Below are 15,004 nucleotides of genomic sequence, written 5' to 3' on the forward strand. Positions count from 1 at the left end.
AAGTCAATATTTGATCTTCATTTTACAATAATTTTTCAAAAGAAAACCATGGAAAGGCATCCTTTCTATAACAGCAAATAACGGTTAACAACAGGATAAAAGGCTAAAATCAAGCTTTTCCCGGAAGAAACTCGTTCAATACCTGTCTCAAATAGTCCCTGTCAAGGTGAGTATAAATTTCTGTGGTAGTGATACTTTCATGGCCGAGCATTTCCTGCACAGCCCTCAAATCCGCCCCACCCTCCACAAGATGGGTAGCAAAGCTGTGTCTAAAAGTATGCGGACTTACCTTTTTTCCAAGACCTGCTTTTTCAACAGCTTTCTTAATAATTAAAAAGACCATCACCCGGGATAGTTTTTTTCCTCTCCTGTTAAGAAACACATAATCTTCGTGCCCTGCAGCTATCACCTGATGCGCCCTAACTTCCTTTAGGTAGATGGCCAAGTATTTGGCAGCGGATTTACCTATGGGTACCAGGCGTTCTTTATTTCCTTTTCCCAAAATTCTTAAAAACCCTATGTCTTCGTAATAATGACTAATTTTTAGATTGGTCAATTCTGAGACCCTTAGCCCACTGCTATAAAGCATTTCCAATATGGCTCTGTTTCTATGTCCTTCCGGCTCTCCCAAAGGGATCGCTTCAAACAATTGCTCTATTTCAGAATAGCTTAAAGTATCGGGTAAGGTACGGGTCAGCTTAGGCGCTTCAAGCAAGAGGGAGGGGTTTTCACTTATTTTATCTTCATACATCATGAACTTAAAAAATGCCTTGATGCCGGAAATTATTCTCGCTTGAGAAAACTCCGAAATGGACAATTCTGCCAATACTTTGACAAATTGCCGAAGGTGATACAACTGCACTTCCTTGGGTGAGATTTCCGGAAAATTTTTCTCCATAAAATCCGCTAGCTTATGAATATCCTGACCATAAGCCAAAATAGAGTTTTCGCTTAGTGAGCGTTCAATTTTAAGGTAATACCCAAATGCTTTTGTTTCTTTATCCCAAGACATTTAGTAAAATTAACTCAATACAGTTATTAAATAATAGTTTTCTTAAAAACATATGGATAAGCAATTAAGTTGTTTTCCGAATGCTTAACTTTGAACCTGTTTAGTAGTCAATTAAATCCACCTAACATTGAAAATCACGATCATAAACGGCCCCAATCTAAATTTATTAGGTAAGCGCGAGCCGGAGATTTACGGCAGCCGTTCATTTGAAGATTATTTTGAAACCTTGGTTCAGAAGTATCCAGAGCTGGAATTGAACTATTACCAAAGTAATGTAGAAGGTGAGCTGGTTAACAAGCTTCATGAGGTAGGTTTTGAACACGATGCCATCCTTATGAATGCCGGAGCATACACCCATACTTCTGTTGCCCTATCAGATGCCATTGCTGGAATCAATACCCCTGTTTTGGAAATACATATTTCAAATATTTACAAAAGAGAGACTTTCCGACACAAAAGCATCATTTCCAAGGAATGTGTAGGGATGATTGCAGGTCTTGGATTAAAAGGCTACGAGCTTGGATTGAACTATTTTATCGACAATAAGAAAGAAAACGCATAATGGCATTACTCACTTTTGCTCCGGGTCCATCTAAGGTATATGACAAATTACCGGACTATTTTCAAGAAGCCTTTCAACAAGGAATCTTAAGCGCCAATCACCGCAGTGCGGTTTTCATGGACCTGTACAAAGATACCGAAAGGTTGTTCAAGGAAAAGTTGGGTGTTCCAGCTGATTACAAATTGCTTTTCACTTCCTCAGCTACAGAAAACTGGGAAATCATTACGCAATCATTGGTTTTAAAATCTTCCTATCATATTTATTCCGGCTCATTTGGCAAAAAATGGTTCGGCTTTGCTCAGCATATCAACCCTGGCACTGCTGCGCTTGTAGTGGACAAAAACAAAGAAATTGCGGTCAATGAATTGGAAATTGGGTCTGATTTTGATATCATCGCCATCACACAAAATGAAACGGCCAATGCCACTCAGGTTACCAATGAAACCATTGCCGCAATAGGTAAAAAGTATCCTGACAAAATGTTGGCCATAGACACCACATCGTCTATGGCTGGGATCTACCTTGATTTCAGCCTGGCTGACATCTGGTATGCTTCAGTACAAAAATGCTTTGGCCTGCCTGCAGGTTTGGGTGTATTAATACTCTCTCCAAAGGCCGTAGAAAGGGCCAAGGAAAAAGGGGAAACTGGAAGATACAACAGCCTTAATTTCATGTTGGAAAATGCGGCCAACAACCAAACACATTATACGCCAAATGTTCTCGGTATTTTTCTGTTGAATCGGGTATTGACCGATATGCCAAACATCAAGGATATTCATAAAAAAACAGAAGTGCGAATGAGGGCATTGGAAAGTATCGTTGAAAATTCCAAAGCTTTAGATTTCCTTGTAAGCAATGCAGCTACAAGAAGTAGAACCGTACTCGGAGTAGGAGGAGAAGAAAGCTTCATTAAACGCATAAAAGCAGACGCTGAAGCCAATGGAATGCAAATGGGCAGTGGATATGGTCCATTAAAACCAACTAGCTTCAGAATTGCTAATTTCCCCGCATTGAATGAGCAGGAGTTTGAACAATTAATTACTTTTCTCAAGGCTTATTAAATTATAATAGTTTGTTTAACCTGAAGGAAATATTATCCGTTACTTTGATTTTGTTTTCTGTGATTGATATTCTAGGATCTATACCCATAGTGATCAATCTTAGAAAAAAGGTAGGCCATATCCAAAGTGGTAAGGCCACAATAGTAGCAGGAGTTTTGATGGTAACTTTCCTACTTGTCGGAAAATCTATTCTGAGCCTTTTTGGAATAGATGTAGAAGACTTTGCCATCGCCGGTGCCTTGATCATCTTTGCCATAGGGGCAGAGATGATCCTTGGCATTGAAATATTTAAAACCGACCCTGAAGCAAGCTCTACCAGCACGTCTATAGTACCCATAGCCTTTCCATTAATAGCAGGTGCCGGCACCCTCACCACCATCTTAACACTTAAGGCTGAATATGGGCAGGCAAATATTGCCATAGGAATTGTCTTAAACCTGATCATCATTTATGTGGTTTTGAAAAGCACCCATTTTCTAGAGCAAAAACTAGGGAAGACAGGCTTAGATATTTTACGGAGAATATTTGGAATCATTCTGCTTTCAATTGCCATTAAGATATTCAAGACAAATCTTTTTCCCGCTTAGAATTTAGCTCGATCTGGGCAATAAATAATTTATTTGCTACTTAAATCGCTTCAAAAATCATCGGCCTCCTTGCTGTTTGCGATTTTTCAAAACAGATAAATAGGCTCAACTGATCAATATTTTACAAATAAATCCAAACTGCCTGATTTTCTTGTGATTGCAACACAAATAAAGGATTCTAATGGCTATTTCAGGTTTAAACACAGATTAAGCAGAAAAATAAATTGAAAAAATATTCAAAATAATTGCCAAACCTTTTTGATTTACTCAAATTTTATTTACTTTTGTCCTCCCAATAAGGGAATAAACGGGGTGTAGCGTAGCCCGGTCATCGCGCCTCGTTTGGGACGAGGAGGTCGCAAGTTCGAATCTTGCCACCCCGACAAAGCCAGTTCATTGTGAACTGGCTTTTGTTTTTTCCAGCCATTTTTATTGAAATTCTCCTGTATCTTCCGGTATTTGCAGTGACGGGAAATATGATTGACATCGCAATAGGTGTAATCATAGGTGCGGCTTTCAACAAAGTAGTAAACGTTTTGGTAAACCCGAAATATGCAATAGACAATCTATTACGTGCTTAAATTGCTTCAAAATCAGCCACTTCGTTGCTGTTTTCAATTTCACCATAGCGGTGCTATGCTAAAATATCCAAACAGCCTGATTTTCCTGCGATTGCAACACTTCCCGTAAACACGGGACAGGCTTCACCCCTGACCATTGTCAGGGCGGAGAAATCCTATTACATAATCCGGGGTATAAGATTTTTTTTTGCCACCCCTATCATTTTTGACCAATGGAATAAATTGGGAAAACAAAAAATTAATTTTGAGGCAGGAGTTAATCTCAGGTGGAGTTATAGCGACAGAAGAATTCGCAATTGGTTACGGTAAAGTACTGGAAGCAAGTGTGGTTTTTTTGATAATTGGATTCACCATCTTTTTTATAGTAAAATTGATGAACTCCATCAAGAAGAAAGCCGAAGACCCAAAAAACAATACCATAACTACACCTAAAAATATTGAGTTGCTAAACAGAATGACAGTATTGATGGAGAGACAGGTAGAACTTTGGAAGAGAGAAGCGATAAGAATTCTGGGTAAAATTGCTAGGAAAATAAAAATAGCCGAAACGTATTTCTACAGCTTTTAAACAAAAATTCCCTTCGGGATAAATACTATGCTGGGAATTATGAATTTTTTTTGTAAAAAATTTTAGGAAAGAAAATAACTGATTAAAATAAAAATTTAACTGATTAAATATTTACTATATATCATCTATTGGTAATTAAAATAATTATATATGGAATTAATAGTATTTTATATTTACAGTGGTTTTGGCATAAAACTTGAGAATAACATGTAAATGAATTTCTCATTTAACCAACTATTACAATGAAAAATGCAAATGATTTTCAGTTGAGAGGAACGGATTTAATTTCACGTAAAGTAAAAACCGCAAGAGATGAGTCTGTAGGTTCCATAAAAGACATTGTTCTTAACACCAGCACTTCACAAGTTGATTATGTAGTTTTGAAGGTGGACGAAGGATTTTTGAACCTTGGTTCAAAGCTTTTAGCCCTACCTTTCGAATCTTTTGGCTTCAAACCTTCCTATGATGATGCTATATTTGTGAGAGAGACCAAAGAAACATTGGAAAATGCTCCGGGATTTGATAGTGACAATTGGCCAATTGGACCACAAGGAGAGTTTCTTCATACCATGCGTACCTATTATAGCCAAGAAGACCGTAGTTTAAACGGACGATATGACTTTGAAAACAGAACCTTCTTTCGTCATCAAGACACTTTAGATGTAAGTGCAGATAGGATCAAAGATAAAAACTCCGGTAGTGGATTTCTAGAAAAAGACCGAAGGGGTGATAGACCTTCTCAGGCCAATAGAGGAGGAGACCCCATTATATAAAATCCCATCTAAGTAAAGTTATTAAGAGCTGATCCATATTATGGGTTAGCTCTTATTTTTTAAATACAGGATTGACCATAACGCTTCATTAATTGACAACAACAAGCCCCTTATCTTCAAATTGATTGCTAAAGGCGTTTTGCAACAACATAGTTTACTCTTCCAAAGAAAATGGCTACCTGAGTATTTTTTTCTCCTCTCAAGGTTTCTCTTCCGGAAATACATCACAAAGGCTATAATAAGAGTTGATCATTCCAATGTTTAACCCGAAATATGCAATAGACAATCTATTACGTGCTGAAATCGCTTCAAAAAGCCTGATTGTCTCGTCCTGAAAATGGTTGACACTTTTGTTTTTCAAATATAGTAAGTGTTTTAATTTCTAAGAAGTTTCATTTAACTTACAGTACCACGATAAAGCGGAGGCAAGCTCTGCTGAGGAGCAACTTGCCAAGGAATAGTCGTTTGGTCCGATAGCGTTGCTATTTTCAGACCGGGCCTTGACAGGTTCGGTCTTCTTTTTCCAATTATATTTCTTTCCAATAACGCGTTCGGTATCATGCCTTGTAAAACCTTCGTCATGTACTTGGTTAGGTGTTAGATTTCCTAAACTCTCGTGTGGTCTCATATCATTATAGATTTTGATAATTTTAATGATGTATTTTTTCGGGTTGATATTTGTTTCTCCTGCAATATCCTCCAGCCACTCTTCCTTTAGGATTCCATTTACTCTTTCCGCTATGGCATTTTCATGTGGTGAAGCGGGCTTCGTCATACTGATCCAAACTTTCTTCTTTTTCAATAGGTCGGTGTAATCATAACTGCAGTACTGTACCCCACGGTCCGAATGATGGACAAGGGAATAATGGTTAATGTTTTCTTGAGACTGGAAAGCCACCTTCAGGGCTTCAAGTGCTGATTCAGCCTTCAGATCCAGAGAAAGATTCCAGCCCACTATTTTCTGGGAATAAGCATCCGTAATAAGATACAGATACATGACTTGCCCATTTAGTAAAAGGTAGGTAATATCGGAAACCCATAACTGGTTGGGCCTGTAGACAACCATGTTTTCTACCAGGTTATGGTACTTCCTAAGCCAATGATGGCTTTGGGTAGTGAAAAACTTCCTTTTTCTTTTGGTTACTAATAACCCGTTCACTCGAAGCAAATCAAACAGTTTATCCCTGCCTATCTTGATTTTCATTCCTATTAGGTCTTTCTGAATCAGAGGGTTTATCTTTCTCAACCCCCATCTGGATGTTTTGGCCTTCTTTCTGATCTTTAAAACAAGACTCAAGACCACCTCTTCCTCAAATGCCCCGCGGTAAATATAATTTAAAGCTTTATAGTAGCCCTGCCTGCTCTTGCCAAACAATTCACAAAGTTGGGCCAAACTTACTTTTGGTTCTTCTTCTCTGAGTCTTTGAACTGTTTGGCACCAGACTTTTTTTCAAGATCTAGCCCATATTCTTCTTTGGCAATATCTACCATGATCTGGTATGCCCTGCCCTTCAAACGGCTAAGCTTCAGCTCTTCTTCAAGTTGCCTTATACGGGCTTTTAACTCACTATTGGAATCCTCTTTTATTGCCATGTTTTTTAAAATCGGAAGAGGATCTTTAGGAAGCCTTCTTTCAAGACCAGCAAAAATCCTCATCCATTCCAAGATAGCGGATTTGCTTTTAATTCCATAAATATGCCTTGCCTGTTCTTTGCTTAAAGTACCTGAAAGTACTTCCATAACGATTTTTCTCCTTGCATCTTCGGAGAACTTTTGTAATTCACTCATTTTGTCCGATTATAGGTTTACAATTTTTAATTAAATTGTGTCAACCTATTTCAGTACACGACCGATTTTCTTGCGATTGCAACACTTCCCGTAAACACGGGACAGGCTTCATCCCTGACAATCAGGACAGAGAAATCCTATTTCATAATACGGGTTTAAGGCCTTCCAAATACCTTTTTATTAATATGGGAAAAATTGCCAAGTAGCAAGGCAATTTGACCTAACCATTAGGGCTGTAAATGCTGAATCTTTGTATCGTAATTAATCAATAAACAAAAACAAACGAAAAATTATTATGACAACTACAGCAGCATTTAAAGTACCGACAAAATCTGAAGTATCTGAAAGCAACCAAGCTATTTTTGATCAGCTAGGAAAGCAAATTGGCTTTGTCCCAAATCTTTACGCTTTTTATGCCAAAAATGAAACGGCATTACCAGATTACTTGGCCCTTCAAGGCAGAAAAACAACGCTAAAAGCCAAAGAGAAAGAAGTTGTTAACCTGATTACTAGTCAAATCAATGGATGTAGATACTGCCAGTCAGCCCATACCGCTCTAGGCAAAATGAATGGATTTACCGACGAGCAAATTATTGAAATCAGAGGTGGTTCAGCCAGTTTTGATGAAAAGCTTGATGCATTGGTAAAATTCACTGCAGCAACGGTAAGTAACCATGGTAAAGTAGAAGAAAGTGTCAAAGAAGCCTTTTTTGCCGCAGGATACAATGTAGCAAACTTGATAGATGTGGTCATACTTATCGGTGACAAAATCATGAGCAACTACCTTCATAACCTTACAGGTTTTGAAATTGATTTCCCAAAAGCTCAAGAACTATAAATTTCAACAAGGGTTTTGCAATAGGTATTCCTTTCGAATATTGTTGCAAAACCTACTTTTAAACCCAAATTATGCAAAACAAAATTTCAACACTCGGTTATAATATAGGAGTATTTGGCACAGCCCTCATACTTATTTGGATAGGATTGTTTAAGTTTACTCCTACAGAGGCAGCATTAATAAAGCCATTGGTAGAAAATCACTTCGCCATGAATTGGCTTTATAGTCTCTTGTCCTTACAGGCAGTTTCAAACCTTATAGGTTTCTCAGAAATTGTCATCGGGGCATTATTGTTTGGCACAATGTATTGGCCACAATTAGGAAAAATTGCCGGCATAAGTTCCACTGTCATTTTTATTACCACCCTTAGCTTCCTTATCACCACTCCCGGTGTTTGGAAATTAGTTGATGGCTTTCCAGTTACAGATTTCTTTTTGGTCAAAGACATCCCTTACCTTGCCGTATCATTAATGGTTTGGGGTAATTATTCAAAGGCTAAAGTTGATACTGAATTATAAAAAACGCAACAATGAACGAGATAACACTTTACGGTGCCGACTGGTGTCCTGATTGCCGAAGAGCAAAAGCTTTCTTATCCGAAAATAATATTGACTTCACTTTTATTGATGTGGATCTCGATGAAGCTGCTACAAAAAAAGTAGAGGCAATAAACAAGGGCAAGCGTATAATCCCAACCTTGATAATCAATGGAAAAAGTTATACCAATCCGGATAATGCAGCACTTTCCAGTATCCTAGGGATAAACGAACAGGGAAGGGTTATACTTTACGGTGCCGATTGGTGCCCGGACTGTATCAAGTCAAAGTCCTTTTTGGTAGACAATAAAATTAACTTTCAATACATCAATATTGATGAAAACGAATGGGCCATTCCCATAATTGAAAAAATCAACAATGGGAAAAGGAAAATTCCAACCATTCTCATTGATGAGGACATCTTGGTGGAACCTGAAAACGAAGCGCTGAGAATTGCCCTCAAATTGGATGAAGAGAAAATTACTAAGGTATTTGATAGTATTATCATTGGAGCTGGTGCCGCTGGCTTGACTACTTCTATTTATGCCCAAAGAGACCGATTCAGTACTTTAATTCTAGAGAAAAAAACGGTAGGTGGAAATGCCTTTTTAACCGAAAAAATTGAAAATTATCCTGGCTTTACTTCCATTTCAGGTCCTGACCTAATGGACAAAATGGAAGAGCAAGCAAGAATATATGGTGCAACCATAAAGACAGGCGAAGAAGTGGTAAGCATAGAGAAGGTCAACAACCTTTTTAACGTGAGGACCAAAACAAATTTGTTTTTTGGGCGCTCTGTGGTACTGTCTACAGGTTCTACTTACGAGAAGCTCAACATACCAGGCGAAAGCGAGTTGATAGGTGTGAGTGTGCACTTTTGCGCTACCTGTGATGGCGCTTTCTACAGAGATAGGGAAGTGATTGTTGTAGGTGGTGGAAACTCGGCTTTGGAAGAAGGCATCTTTCTTTCTGGCTTTACGAAGAAAGTAAAAATCATAAACCGAAGAGCCTCCTTTAAGGCATCGCAAACCTATATAGATAAACTGCCTGAACTTGACAATGTAGAAACCCATTACAATAAGGATGCTTTAGCATTGGATATTGACCAAGATGGAAAATTTGCAGGCTTGAGAGTTAGGGATTCGATAACGGGTGAAGAAGAAGTGATCAGTGCTGATGGCGTTTTCATCTTTGTGGGCCTAAAACCCAACAATGCAAGTTTTAAAGGTTTGGTGGAAATGAATGAACGTGGTTTTATAACCACCACAGGTTTGGCAAAAACATCGGTCCATGGAATATTTGCCGCAGGAGACAACCGTGAAGGAGCTATCGCTCAGGTAGCTGCTGCTACTGGCGAGGGAGTTTTGGCTAGCTATGGATTGAGAGAGTTTCTAAAAAATTAATTTATAATCCTTGGCATCGTTTTTAGCCGACTAGTGTATAGTTATTGGAATTAAAAGCTATGGGTAATATGAATGAACAAGCAAGAGTGACCTTACAGGAAGAACTACAACAGCAAAAAGACAAGTTCGATGAAACTGCTACTGACGAAACTAAAATCACCTATAAAAAAGGCATAGATGAAGTTGTGGAAAGTGGCTTGGTTGAAATAGCCCTACAAGTAGGCGAATCGGCTCCGGATTTTGTATTGAACAATGCAAAAGGAGAAAGGGTAAAACTTTCTGATCACTTAAAAAATGGCCCAGTTGTTCTTACCTGGTACCGGGGAGGCTGGTGTCCTTATTGCAACCTAACCTTGTATCATTTACAGCAAACTTTACCAGTATTCAAAGCACTTGGTGCCCAACTTCTGGCATTGACACCAGAACTTCCAGACAAATCACTAAGTACCTCAGAAAAGAACAATTTAGCATTTGAAGTATTAAGTGACATTGACAATAGAGTGGGGAAACAGTACGGCATCGTCTTTCAACTTCACGAAGGAGTGGCAAAGATATATGGCCAAAAGTTCAGTCTCAGTGCTTACAATGGCAATAAAGAAAATGAACTCCCACTTGCTGCTACCTATATTATTGGTCAGGACGGCATTATAGAATATGCCTTTTTGGACGCGGATTATAGAAACAGAGCTAATCCAGAAGACTTGGTGGCCTTTTTAAAAAACAAGAAATAAGCGGGTGCTAAGGCCTAGATCAGGTAAACCCGTGTTTGATTTTGTCGGTATTGTTGCATTTTCCCGTAACAATGCTGACAAAATCTACCCCTGTTGTACCTATTTTAACCCGAAATATGCAATAGACCATCTATTACGTGCTGAAATCGCTTCAAAATCACCCACTTCGTTGCTGCTTTCAATTTCACCATAGCGGTGTTATGCTAAAATCTCCAAACAGCCTGATTGTCTCGCGATTGCAACACTTCCCGTAAACACGGGACAGGCTTCACCTCGGACTATTGGTCAGAACGGAGAAATCCTATTACATAATCTGGGTTTAAATTTAGCATTTATTGATGTGTAGTAAGAGAAGCTTTATCCATCCAAGAAATCCGATTTAGCTAAAACTTCTGAGAAAATAAACTCCCTAAATCCTTTAGCTTTAGTGGCTATAAAGGAAATCTTCAGTATTACCAGAAAAAACGCAATCACACCTTTTCCCGAAAGAAGCCTGAAAGGCTTCAACAACAATAACCACGGGTGCTTAACCCGTGGACAAGGAAAAACATGTGGATGATTTTGGCGGCATTGTTGCATTTTTTTTCCGCAACAATGATGACAAAATCTAACCGAAGCAGGCTCAATTAAAATGTAAAAAAGGGCACCAACTAACGTTATATTACTACCTATACAAACACCCCAACTTACTGGAAAAGTGAAATTAAATATTGGAACAGTTATTGAAGTACAAATAGCAACTTAAAAAATATAATCTAAGTATCTATTTAAAGAAATTTGAAATGTATAAAATAATCTCAATTTTCAGTTGTGTGCTCATAATGGCTGCCTGTGATGTTACTTCCGACAACGAGCCAGATAAAGACATTAACCCTAAAGTTACCGGCACAAAATTTGGGATAAGTAAAGTCCCCATGGAGGAGGCTTACACCGCATTAAAAACGGCACTGAATAACAACGATCAAATCGGAATAGTGGCAGAAGTAGATCATGCACAAAACGCTGCCTCTCTAGGTAAAGAATTAGGCCCAACCAAAATTATCTTCTTCGGAAACCCTAATCTTGGCACTCCTTTAATGCAAAAAAATCAGCTTGCGGGATTAGACCTCCCACAAAAAGTATTGTTTTACACAATGGAAGATTCCGTTTTTGCCCTCTACAATAGCACAGAATATTTGGCATCGCGTCATGCCTTAGGAGGGGAGCAGAACCTCACTCAGATTTCCGCTGCACTGGAAAACCTCGTAGGTGGAGCAATACAAAATGATCTAAGCAGTAGTTTCTCTCAATCGGTTACAGCAAATGAAGGGATAGAAACAGTAACGAGCTCCCAGGATTTCGAAGCTACCTACCAAAGTTTAAAAACCATCATTTCCGAAAATGAAAACCTCTCCATCTTGGCGGAGTTAGACCATCAGGCAAATGCCCAAAGCAAAGGACTTGAATTGAGGCCTACAAAAATCATAACATTCGGCAATCCCAATTTAGGTACACCATTAATGCAGGAATCTCAAACAATAGGTTTGGATTTACCCCAAAAAATTCTTGTATGGGAAGATGCTGATGGTAAAGTCCACCTTTCTTACAATGACCCTGAATTTTTGAGTATGCGTCATCAGATTACAGGAAGTGAGACGGAAATTGATCAAATCAGCAATGCCCTTCAAAATATAACCAACGCCGCAGCTGGGAACAATTGATTTCCCCTACCGCTCTCTTAGCTTGTTTTAGGTAAATCAGCAATATGCTTTTATAAGAATCTTCACTTGATCTATTGGTCAGGTAAAGATTTTACTTTTAGTCCAATCCTACTCATTTTATCAGGTGATGGTTTCTTAGATAATTTATTTGGTCTAGTGGCTTGTTTTAGGCAATACTTTTTGATAGATTAAAAACGTAATAATTAGCCTAACCTATTTAACATTAAACCTATGAAACCATTTAAACATTTTTCACCCCTACTATTATTCATACTCCTAATAAGTTGCCTCTGTGGGGAGATCTCTGCCCAAGAAAAACCATTAAAACCTAGGGTCATCGTCACAAGTGATGGAGAAATAGATGATGAATGCTCCCTGGTTCGATTCCTGCTTTATGCCAATGAATGGGACATAGAAGGGATCATTACCTCCAGTTCTCAGTACCATTGGCATGGACACAAATGGGCAGGAGACGACTGGGCAATTCCTTACCTGGAAGCTTATGCAAAGGTTCAACCCAACCTCCTCAAACATGATAAAGCGTTTCCCGCCGCAGCCTACCTCAGAGAACGCACTTTTCTCGGTAATGTAGAGACCGAAGGAGAAATGGAAAAAATAACAGCAGGCTCCCAACATATCGTTAAAGTGCTCTTGGATGAATCTGATGATCGCCCGATTTGGATTCAAGCCTGGGGCGGAACCAATACCATAGCAAGGGCATTGAAAACAATAGAAGAAGACCATGCAGACATGATGGAAAAGGTAGCCAGTAAAATCCGATTCTATTTTATCTGGGAACAAGACGATACCTACCAAAAATACATTCGGCCTGTCTGGGGAAAATTCAATATCCCAACCATCATCTCAGATCAGTTTATTGCCATTTTCTATCATTGGAAAAAGTATCTGCCTGCTGAACAACAGAAATACCTGGATGCCGATTGGATGAAGGAAAACATTCTGGAAGGCCACGGCCCTTTGTTATCCATGTATCCTGCGCATAAATCAGGAGACAAGGGTTTCGAAGAAGGAGACTTTAGATCCGAAGGGGATTCTCCTGCCTTTCTTCATACCATTCCTACAGGTTTACGAAGCATGGAATCACCGGACTTTGGAGGCTGGGGTGGCAGGTATGTAAAGGTGCGGGAAAACACCTGGCTAGACCCTGTGGCTGACCCTTCTTACAAATATCCTGAAGGAAGGTGGTATGGAAATTCTGCATGGGGGAGAGAGCGGCTCAAAGAAGCCATTCCCAATGACCAGGAGTTGACGGATTATTTGGAACCGCTTTGGCGTTGGACCGTAGCAATGCAAAACGATTTTGCTGCACGTGCCGATTGGACCATCAAATCCTACCAGGAGGCCAACCACGAACCTACCGTCGTCCTTGCTCACCCTCAGGACTTATCCCTTAAGGCAGGAGCAAAAATAGAGCTAAGTGCAGCAGGTTCACATGACCCAGATGGGGATGAACTTAGGTATTCCTGGTGGCAATACAAGGACCCTGGAACGTATAAAGGAGAGGTATTGATCCAGAAAGCAGGAAATCAAAAAGCTACGCTAACAGTACCTAAAGATGCCAAGCCAGGTCAAACCATCCATATCATCTGTGAAGTGACTGACAATGGAAGCCCTCAATTGACCAGATACAGGCGTGTGATAGTTACTGTAATTTAAGGTGGAGAGAATCAAAAAAGCATATTTGTAAAAAGGCAATAATTTATGACTGGAAAATGAATTTCCAGTCATAAATCTACATAATCAAATGTCCGAATAATCGGTAGGATATAGAAAAAGCGTTACATTTTTTGAGACATTGTTCTGGTATTGTGGAAGTGAAGACAACTCTTTCCAATAAGGATCTGAACGAAATGTATCCCAATGGGCATCACGGTCGGCTTTATTTTCAAAAGTCGTCATGTACATCAGGTTTGGCATTGTTGGCCCTGAAATAACCTCACCATAAAAAACAGCATTGAATCCCAATCTTTTAAATAGACCAACCTCGTCGCCATCATTGAACATCTTGATCTTGTTTTCTGATATCTTCTCAGTATGGCCTTCATAGCTACGCAATTCATAAATCCTGTCTTTATTTGGCCCACTCAAATCAGGAACATCATATTTTGGATTTTTCTCGAAGGCATTCAATAAAATTGATTCGATTCTATCGTAAGGAGGATTGGTATAGGGTGCATTTAGGTATTTGGCACCTGCTGATTGGAATTGTTGGTCCTTGGCAAGTTTGGAATCGATTTTAGAAAACTCCTTTTGAGAACTAAAGGGTATCAGCACATAAATTAACTTTTCACTGGGCTTATTTCCCTCAGTTGAAGCAACAGGTTTGAATACCCCAATATGCTCAATCCCAGCCCTATGCATGGCCGGGAGGTACGCTTTCTCGAGGTATTCATCAATAACACTTTCCTGATCGCTTGTGGAGAAGTGATAAATTTTTATCTGGTAAAAATCTCCTTTTCCGGCGAAGGAAAAAGCGGTAGTAAGCAATAAAATGGCTACCGCAGAAAATAACATCATGGTGTCTTTCATACTATTTTGTAATTATTTGTAAACTATTCAAAACGAAAGGGTAGCAAAAGGAAAATACCTAAATTACCCTCTCACTTTTTGCTATTTTAAAGATTGGAGAGGCCTTATTTTCTTACCCTTGTTACAAGTTATCTAAAAAAACAGACATGCCAAAACTTCGGATAAGTCAATAATAAATGTCAGGAACATTTGATCCAAACCCCATTATTACCCTCACTATTCCTTCAAATTAACATTTGCTTAACCCTTTTAACTATTCAGTAAGGGTAATTAACTTTTGGTTCTCCCAAGCGCATTCAAAAATTTAAGTCATT

Annotated in this window: 17 protein-coding genes and 1 tRNA gene; 13 read left to right on the forward strand and 5 right to left on the reverse strand. The window is 38.9% G+C overall.

Annotated elements, in window-relative coordinates; translation table 11 throughout:
* Positions 1-109: 109 nt before the first annotated feature.
* Complete coding sequence (gene xerD, locus CA2015_RS08100; RefSeq protein WP_048641457.1) at positions 110-1,012, reverse strand: site-specific tyrosine recombinase XerD; 903 nt, start codon at positions 1,010-1,012, stop codon at positions 110-112.
* A 127-nt stretch (positions 1,013-1,139) separates the two neighbouring features.
* Here xerD and aroQ point away from each other — a divergent pair, with 127 nt between their 5' ends.
* The 7 genes from aroQ to CA2015_RS08130 all read left to right on the forward strand — a co-directional run bounded on the left by aroQ (position 1,140) and on the right by CA2015_RS08130 (position 5,144).
* Positions 1,140-1,574 (forward strand): type II 3-dehydroquinate dehydratase, encoded by a 435-nt coding sequence (gene aroQ / locus CA2015_RS08105; RefSeq protein WP_048641458.1) that lies wholly within the window; start codon positions 1,140-1,142, stop codon positions 1,572-1,574.
* On the forward strand, positions 1,574-2,635 hold the full coding sequence (locus CA2015_RS08110) for an aminotransferase class V-fold PLP-dependent enzyme (protein ID WP_048641459.1): 1,062 nt from the start codon (positions 1,574-1,576) through the stop codon (positions 2,633-2,635). Before aroQ ends, CA2015_RS08110 begins: the two co-directional genes overlap by 1 nt.
* Before the next feature lie 11 nt (positions 2,636-2,646).
* On the forward strand, positions 2,647-3,222 hold the full coding sequence (locus CA2015_RS08115; RefSeq protein ID WP_048641460.1) for a MarC family protein: 576 nt from the start codon (positions 2,647-2,649) through the stop codon (positions 3,220-3,222).
* Between the two features lie 308 nt (positions 3,223-3,530).
* Positions 3,531-3,605 (forward strand) — tRNA-Pro (locus CA2015_RS08120).
* A 15-nt stretch (positions 3,606-3,620) separates the two neighbouring features.
* Positions 3,621-3,803, forward strand: coding sequence for an MscL family protein (locus CA2015_RS25115; protein ID WP_240477946.1), 183 nt, complete (start codon positions 3,621-3,623; stop codon positions 3,801-3,803).
* Positions 3,804-3,990: 187 nt separating this feature from the next.
* On the forward strand, positions 3,991-4,371 hold the full coding sequence (locus CA2015_RS08125) for an MscL family protein (RefSeq protein ID WP_084011698.1): 381 nt from the start codon (positions 3,991-3,993) through the stop codon (positions 4,369-4,371).
* A gap of 242 nt (positions 4,372-4,613) precedes the next feature.
* Entirely contained in the window at positions 4,614-5,144 is a 531-nt protein-coding gene (locus CA2015_RS08130) for a PRC-barrel domain-containing protein (protein ID WP_048641461.1), read from the forward strand.
* Between the two features lie 199 nt (positions 5,145-5,343).
* Here the strand turns inward: CA2015_RS08130 and CA2015_RS24815 are convergent, their stop codons facing one another.
* The 3 genes from CA2015_RS24815 to CA2015_RS08140 are packed head-to-tail and all read right to left on the reverse strand — an operon-like array spanning position 5,344 to position 6,932.
* Positions 5,344-5,505: a hypothetical protein gene (locus tag CA2015_RS24815; protein WP_157470381.1), complete on the reverse strand. Its 162-nt coding sequence runs from the start codon at positions 5,503-5,505 to the stop codon at positions 5,344-5,346.
* 21 nt (positions 5,506-5,526) lie between these two features.
* Entirely contained in the window at positions 5,527-6,537 is a 1,011-nt protein-coding gene (locus CA2015_RS08135; protein ID WP_048640785.1) for an IS3 family transposase, read from the reverse strand.
* Between the two features lie 2 nt (positions 6,538-6,539).
* A complete protein-coding gene (locus CA2015_RS08140) occupies positions 6,540-6,932 on the reverse strand; it encodes a hypothetical protein (RefSeq protein WP_048640786.1) in 393 nt (130 codons plus the stop codon).
* A gap of 295 nt (positions 6,933-7,227) precedes the next feature.
* Between CA2015_RS08140 and CA2015_RS08145 the strand changes: the two genes are divergently transcribed.
* From CA2015_RS08145 to CA2015_RS08175, 6 genes are all read left to right on the forward strand, one after another.
* Positions 7,228-7,770, forward strand: a complete 543-nt coding sequence (locus tag CA2015_RS08145) for a carboxymuconolactone decarboxylase family protein (protein ID WP_048641462.1) — start codon at positions 7,228-7,230, stop codon at positions 7,768-7,770.
* A 71-nt stretch (positions 7,771-7,841) separates the two neighbouring features.
* On the forward strand, positions 7,842-8,288 hold the full coding sequence (locus CA2015_RS08150) for a DUF417 family protein (RefSeq protein WP_048641463.1): 447 nt from the start codon (positions 7,842-7,844) through the stop codon (positions 8,286-8,288).
* Between the two features lie 11 nt (positions 8,289-8,299).
* Positions 8,300-9,709 carry an FAD-dependent oxidoreductase gene (locus tag CA2015_RS08155; protein WP_048641464.1) on the forward strand — a complete coding sequence of 470 codons (1,410 nt, stop codon included), beginning with the start codon at positions 8,300-8,302 and terminating at the stop codon, positions 9,707-9,709.
* Positions 9,710-9,777: 68 nt separating this feature from the next.
* Positions 9,778-10,440, forward strand: coding sequence for a peroxiredoxin-like family protein (locus CA2015_RS08160; RefSeq protein ID WP_048644426.1), 663 nt, complete (start codon positions 9,778-9,780; stop codon positions 10,438-10,440).
* Positions 10,441-11,222: 782 nt separating this feature from the next.
* Positions 11,223-12,140, forward strand: coding sequence for a DUF302 domain-containing protein (locus CA2015_RS08170; RefSeq protein WP_048641466.1), 918 nt, complete (start codon positions 11,223-11,225; stop codon positions 12,138-12,140).
* A 231-nt stretch (positions 12,141-12,371) separates the two neighbouring features.
* Positions 12,372-13,817, forward strand: coding sequence for a nucleoside hydrolase-like domain-containing protein (locus CA2015_RS08175; protein WP_048641467.1), 1,446 nt, complete (start codon positions 12,372-12,374; stop codon positions 13,815-13,817).
* An 84-nt stretch (positions 13,818-13,901) separates the two neighbouring features.
* Here CA2015_RS08175 and CA2015_RS08180 read toward each other — a convergent pair whose 3' ends face one another.
* Positions 13,902-14,690, reverse strand: a complete 789-nt coding sequence (locus CA2015_RS08180) for an NIPSNAP family protein (RefSeq protein WP_048641468.1) — start codon at positions 14,688-14,690, stop codon at positions 13,902-13,904.
* Positions 14,691-15,004 lie beyond the last annotated feature (314 nt).

This window comes from Cyclobacterium amurskyense, assembly GCF_001050135.1.
In the GTDB taxonomy this organism is placed as follows: Bacteria; Bacteroidota; Bacteroidia; order Cytophagales; family Cyclobacteriaceae; genus Cyclobacterium; species Cyclobacterium amurskyense.

Bases quoted from the DNA above. Each gene is read 5' to 3' on its own strand.
- xerD (WP_048641457.1), bottom strand. From the start codon at position 1,012: ATGTCTTGGGATAAAGAAACAAAAGCATTTGGGTATTACCTTAAAATT.
- CA2015_RS08130 (WP_048641461.1), top strand. From the start codon at position 4,614: ATGAAAAATGCAAATGATTTTCAGTTGAGAGGAACGGATTTAATTTCA.
- CA2015_RS08140 (WP_048640786.1), bottom strand. From the start codon at position 6,932: ATGAGTGAATTACAAAAGTTCTCCGAAGATGCAAGGAGAAAAATCGTT.
- CA2015_RS08180 (WP_048641468.1), bottom strand. From the start codon at position 14,690: ATGAAAGACACCATGATGTTATTTTCTGCGGTAGCCATTTTATTGCTT.
- CA2015_RS08150 (WP_048641463.1), top strand. From the start codon at position 7,842: ATGCAAAACAAAATTTCAACACTCGGTTATAATATAGGAGTATTTGGC.
- CA2015_RS08170 (WP_048641466.1), top strand. From the start codon at position 11,223: ATGTATAAAATAATCTCAATTTTCAGTTGTGTGCTCATAATGGCTGCC.
- CA2015_RS08155 (WP_048641464.1), top strand. From the start codon at position 8,300: ATGAACGAGATAACACTTTACGGTGCCGACTGGTGTCCTGATTGCCGA.
- CA2015_RS08145 (WP_048641462.1), top strand. From the start codon at position 7,228: ATGACAACTACAGCAGCATTTAAAGTACCGACAAAATCTGAAGTATCT.
- CA2015_RS08160 (WP_048644426.1), top strand. From the start codon at position 9,778: ATGAATGAACAAGCAAGAGTGACCTTACAGGAAGAACTACAACAGCAA.
- CA2015_RS08110 (WP_048641459.1), top strand. From the start codon at position 1,574: ATGGCATTACTCACTTTTGCTCCGGGTCCATCTAAGGTATATGACAAA.
- CA2015_RS08175 (WP_048641467.1), top strand. From the start codon at position 12,372: ATGAAACCATTTAAACATTTTTCACCCCTACTATTATTCATACTCCTA.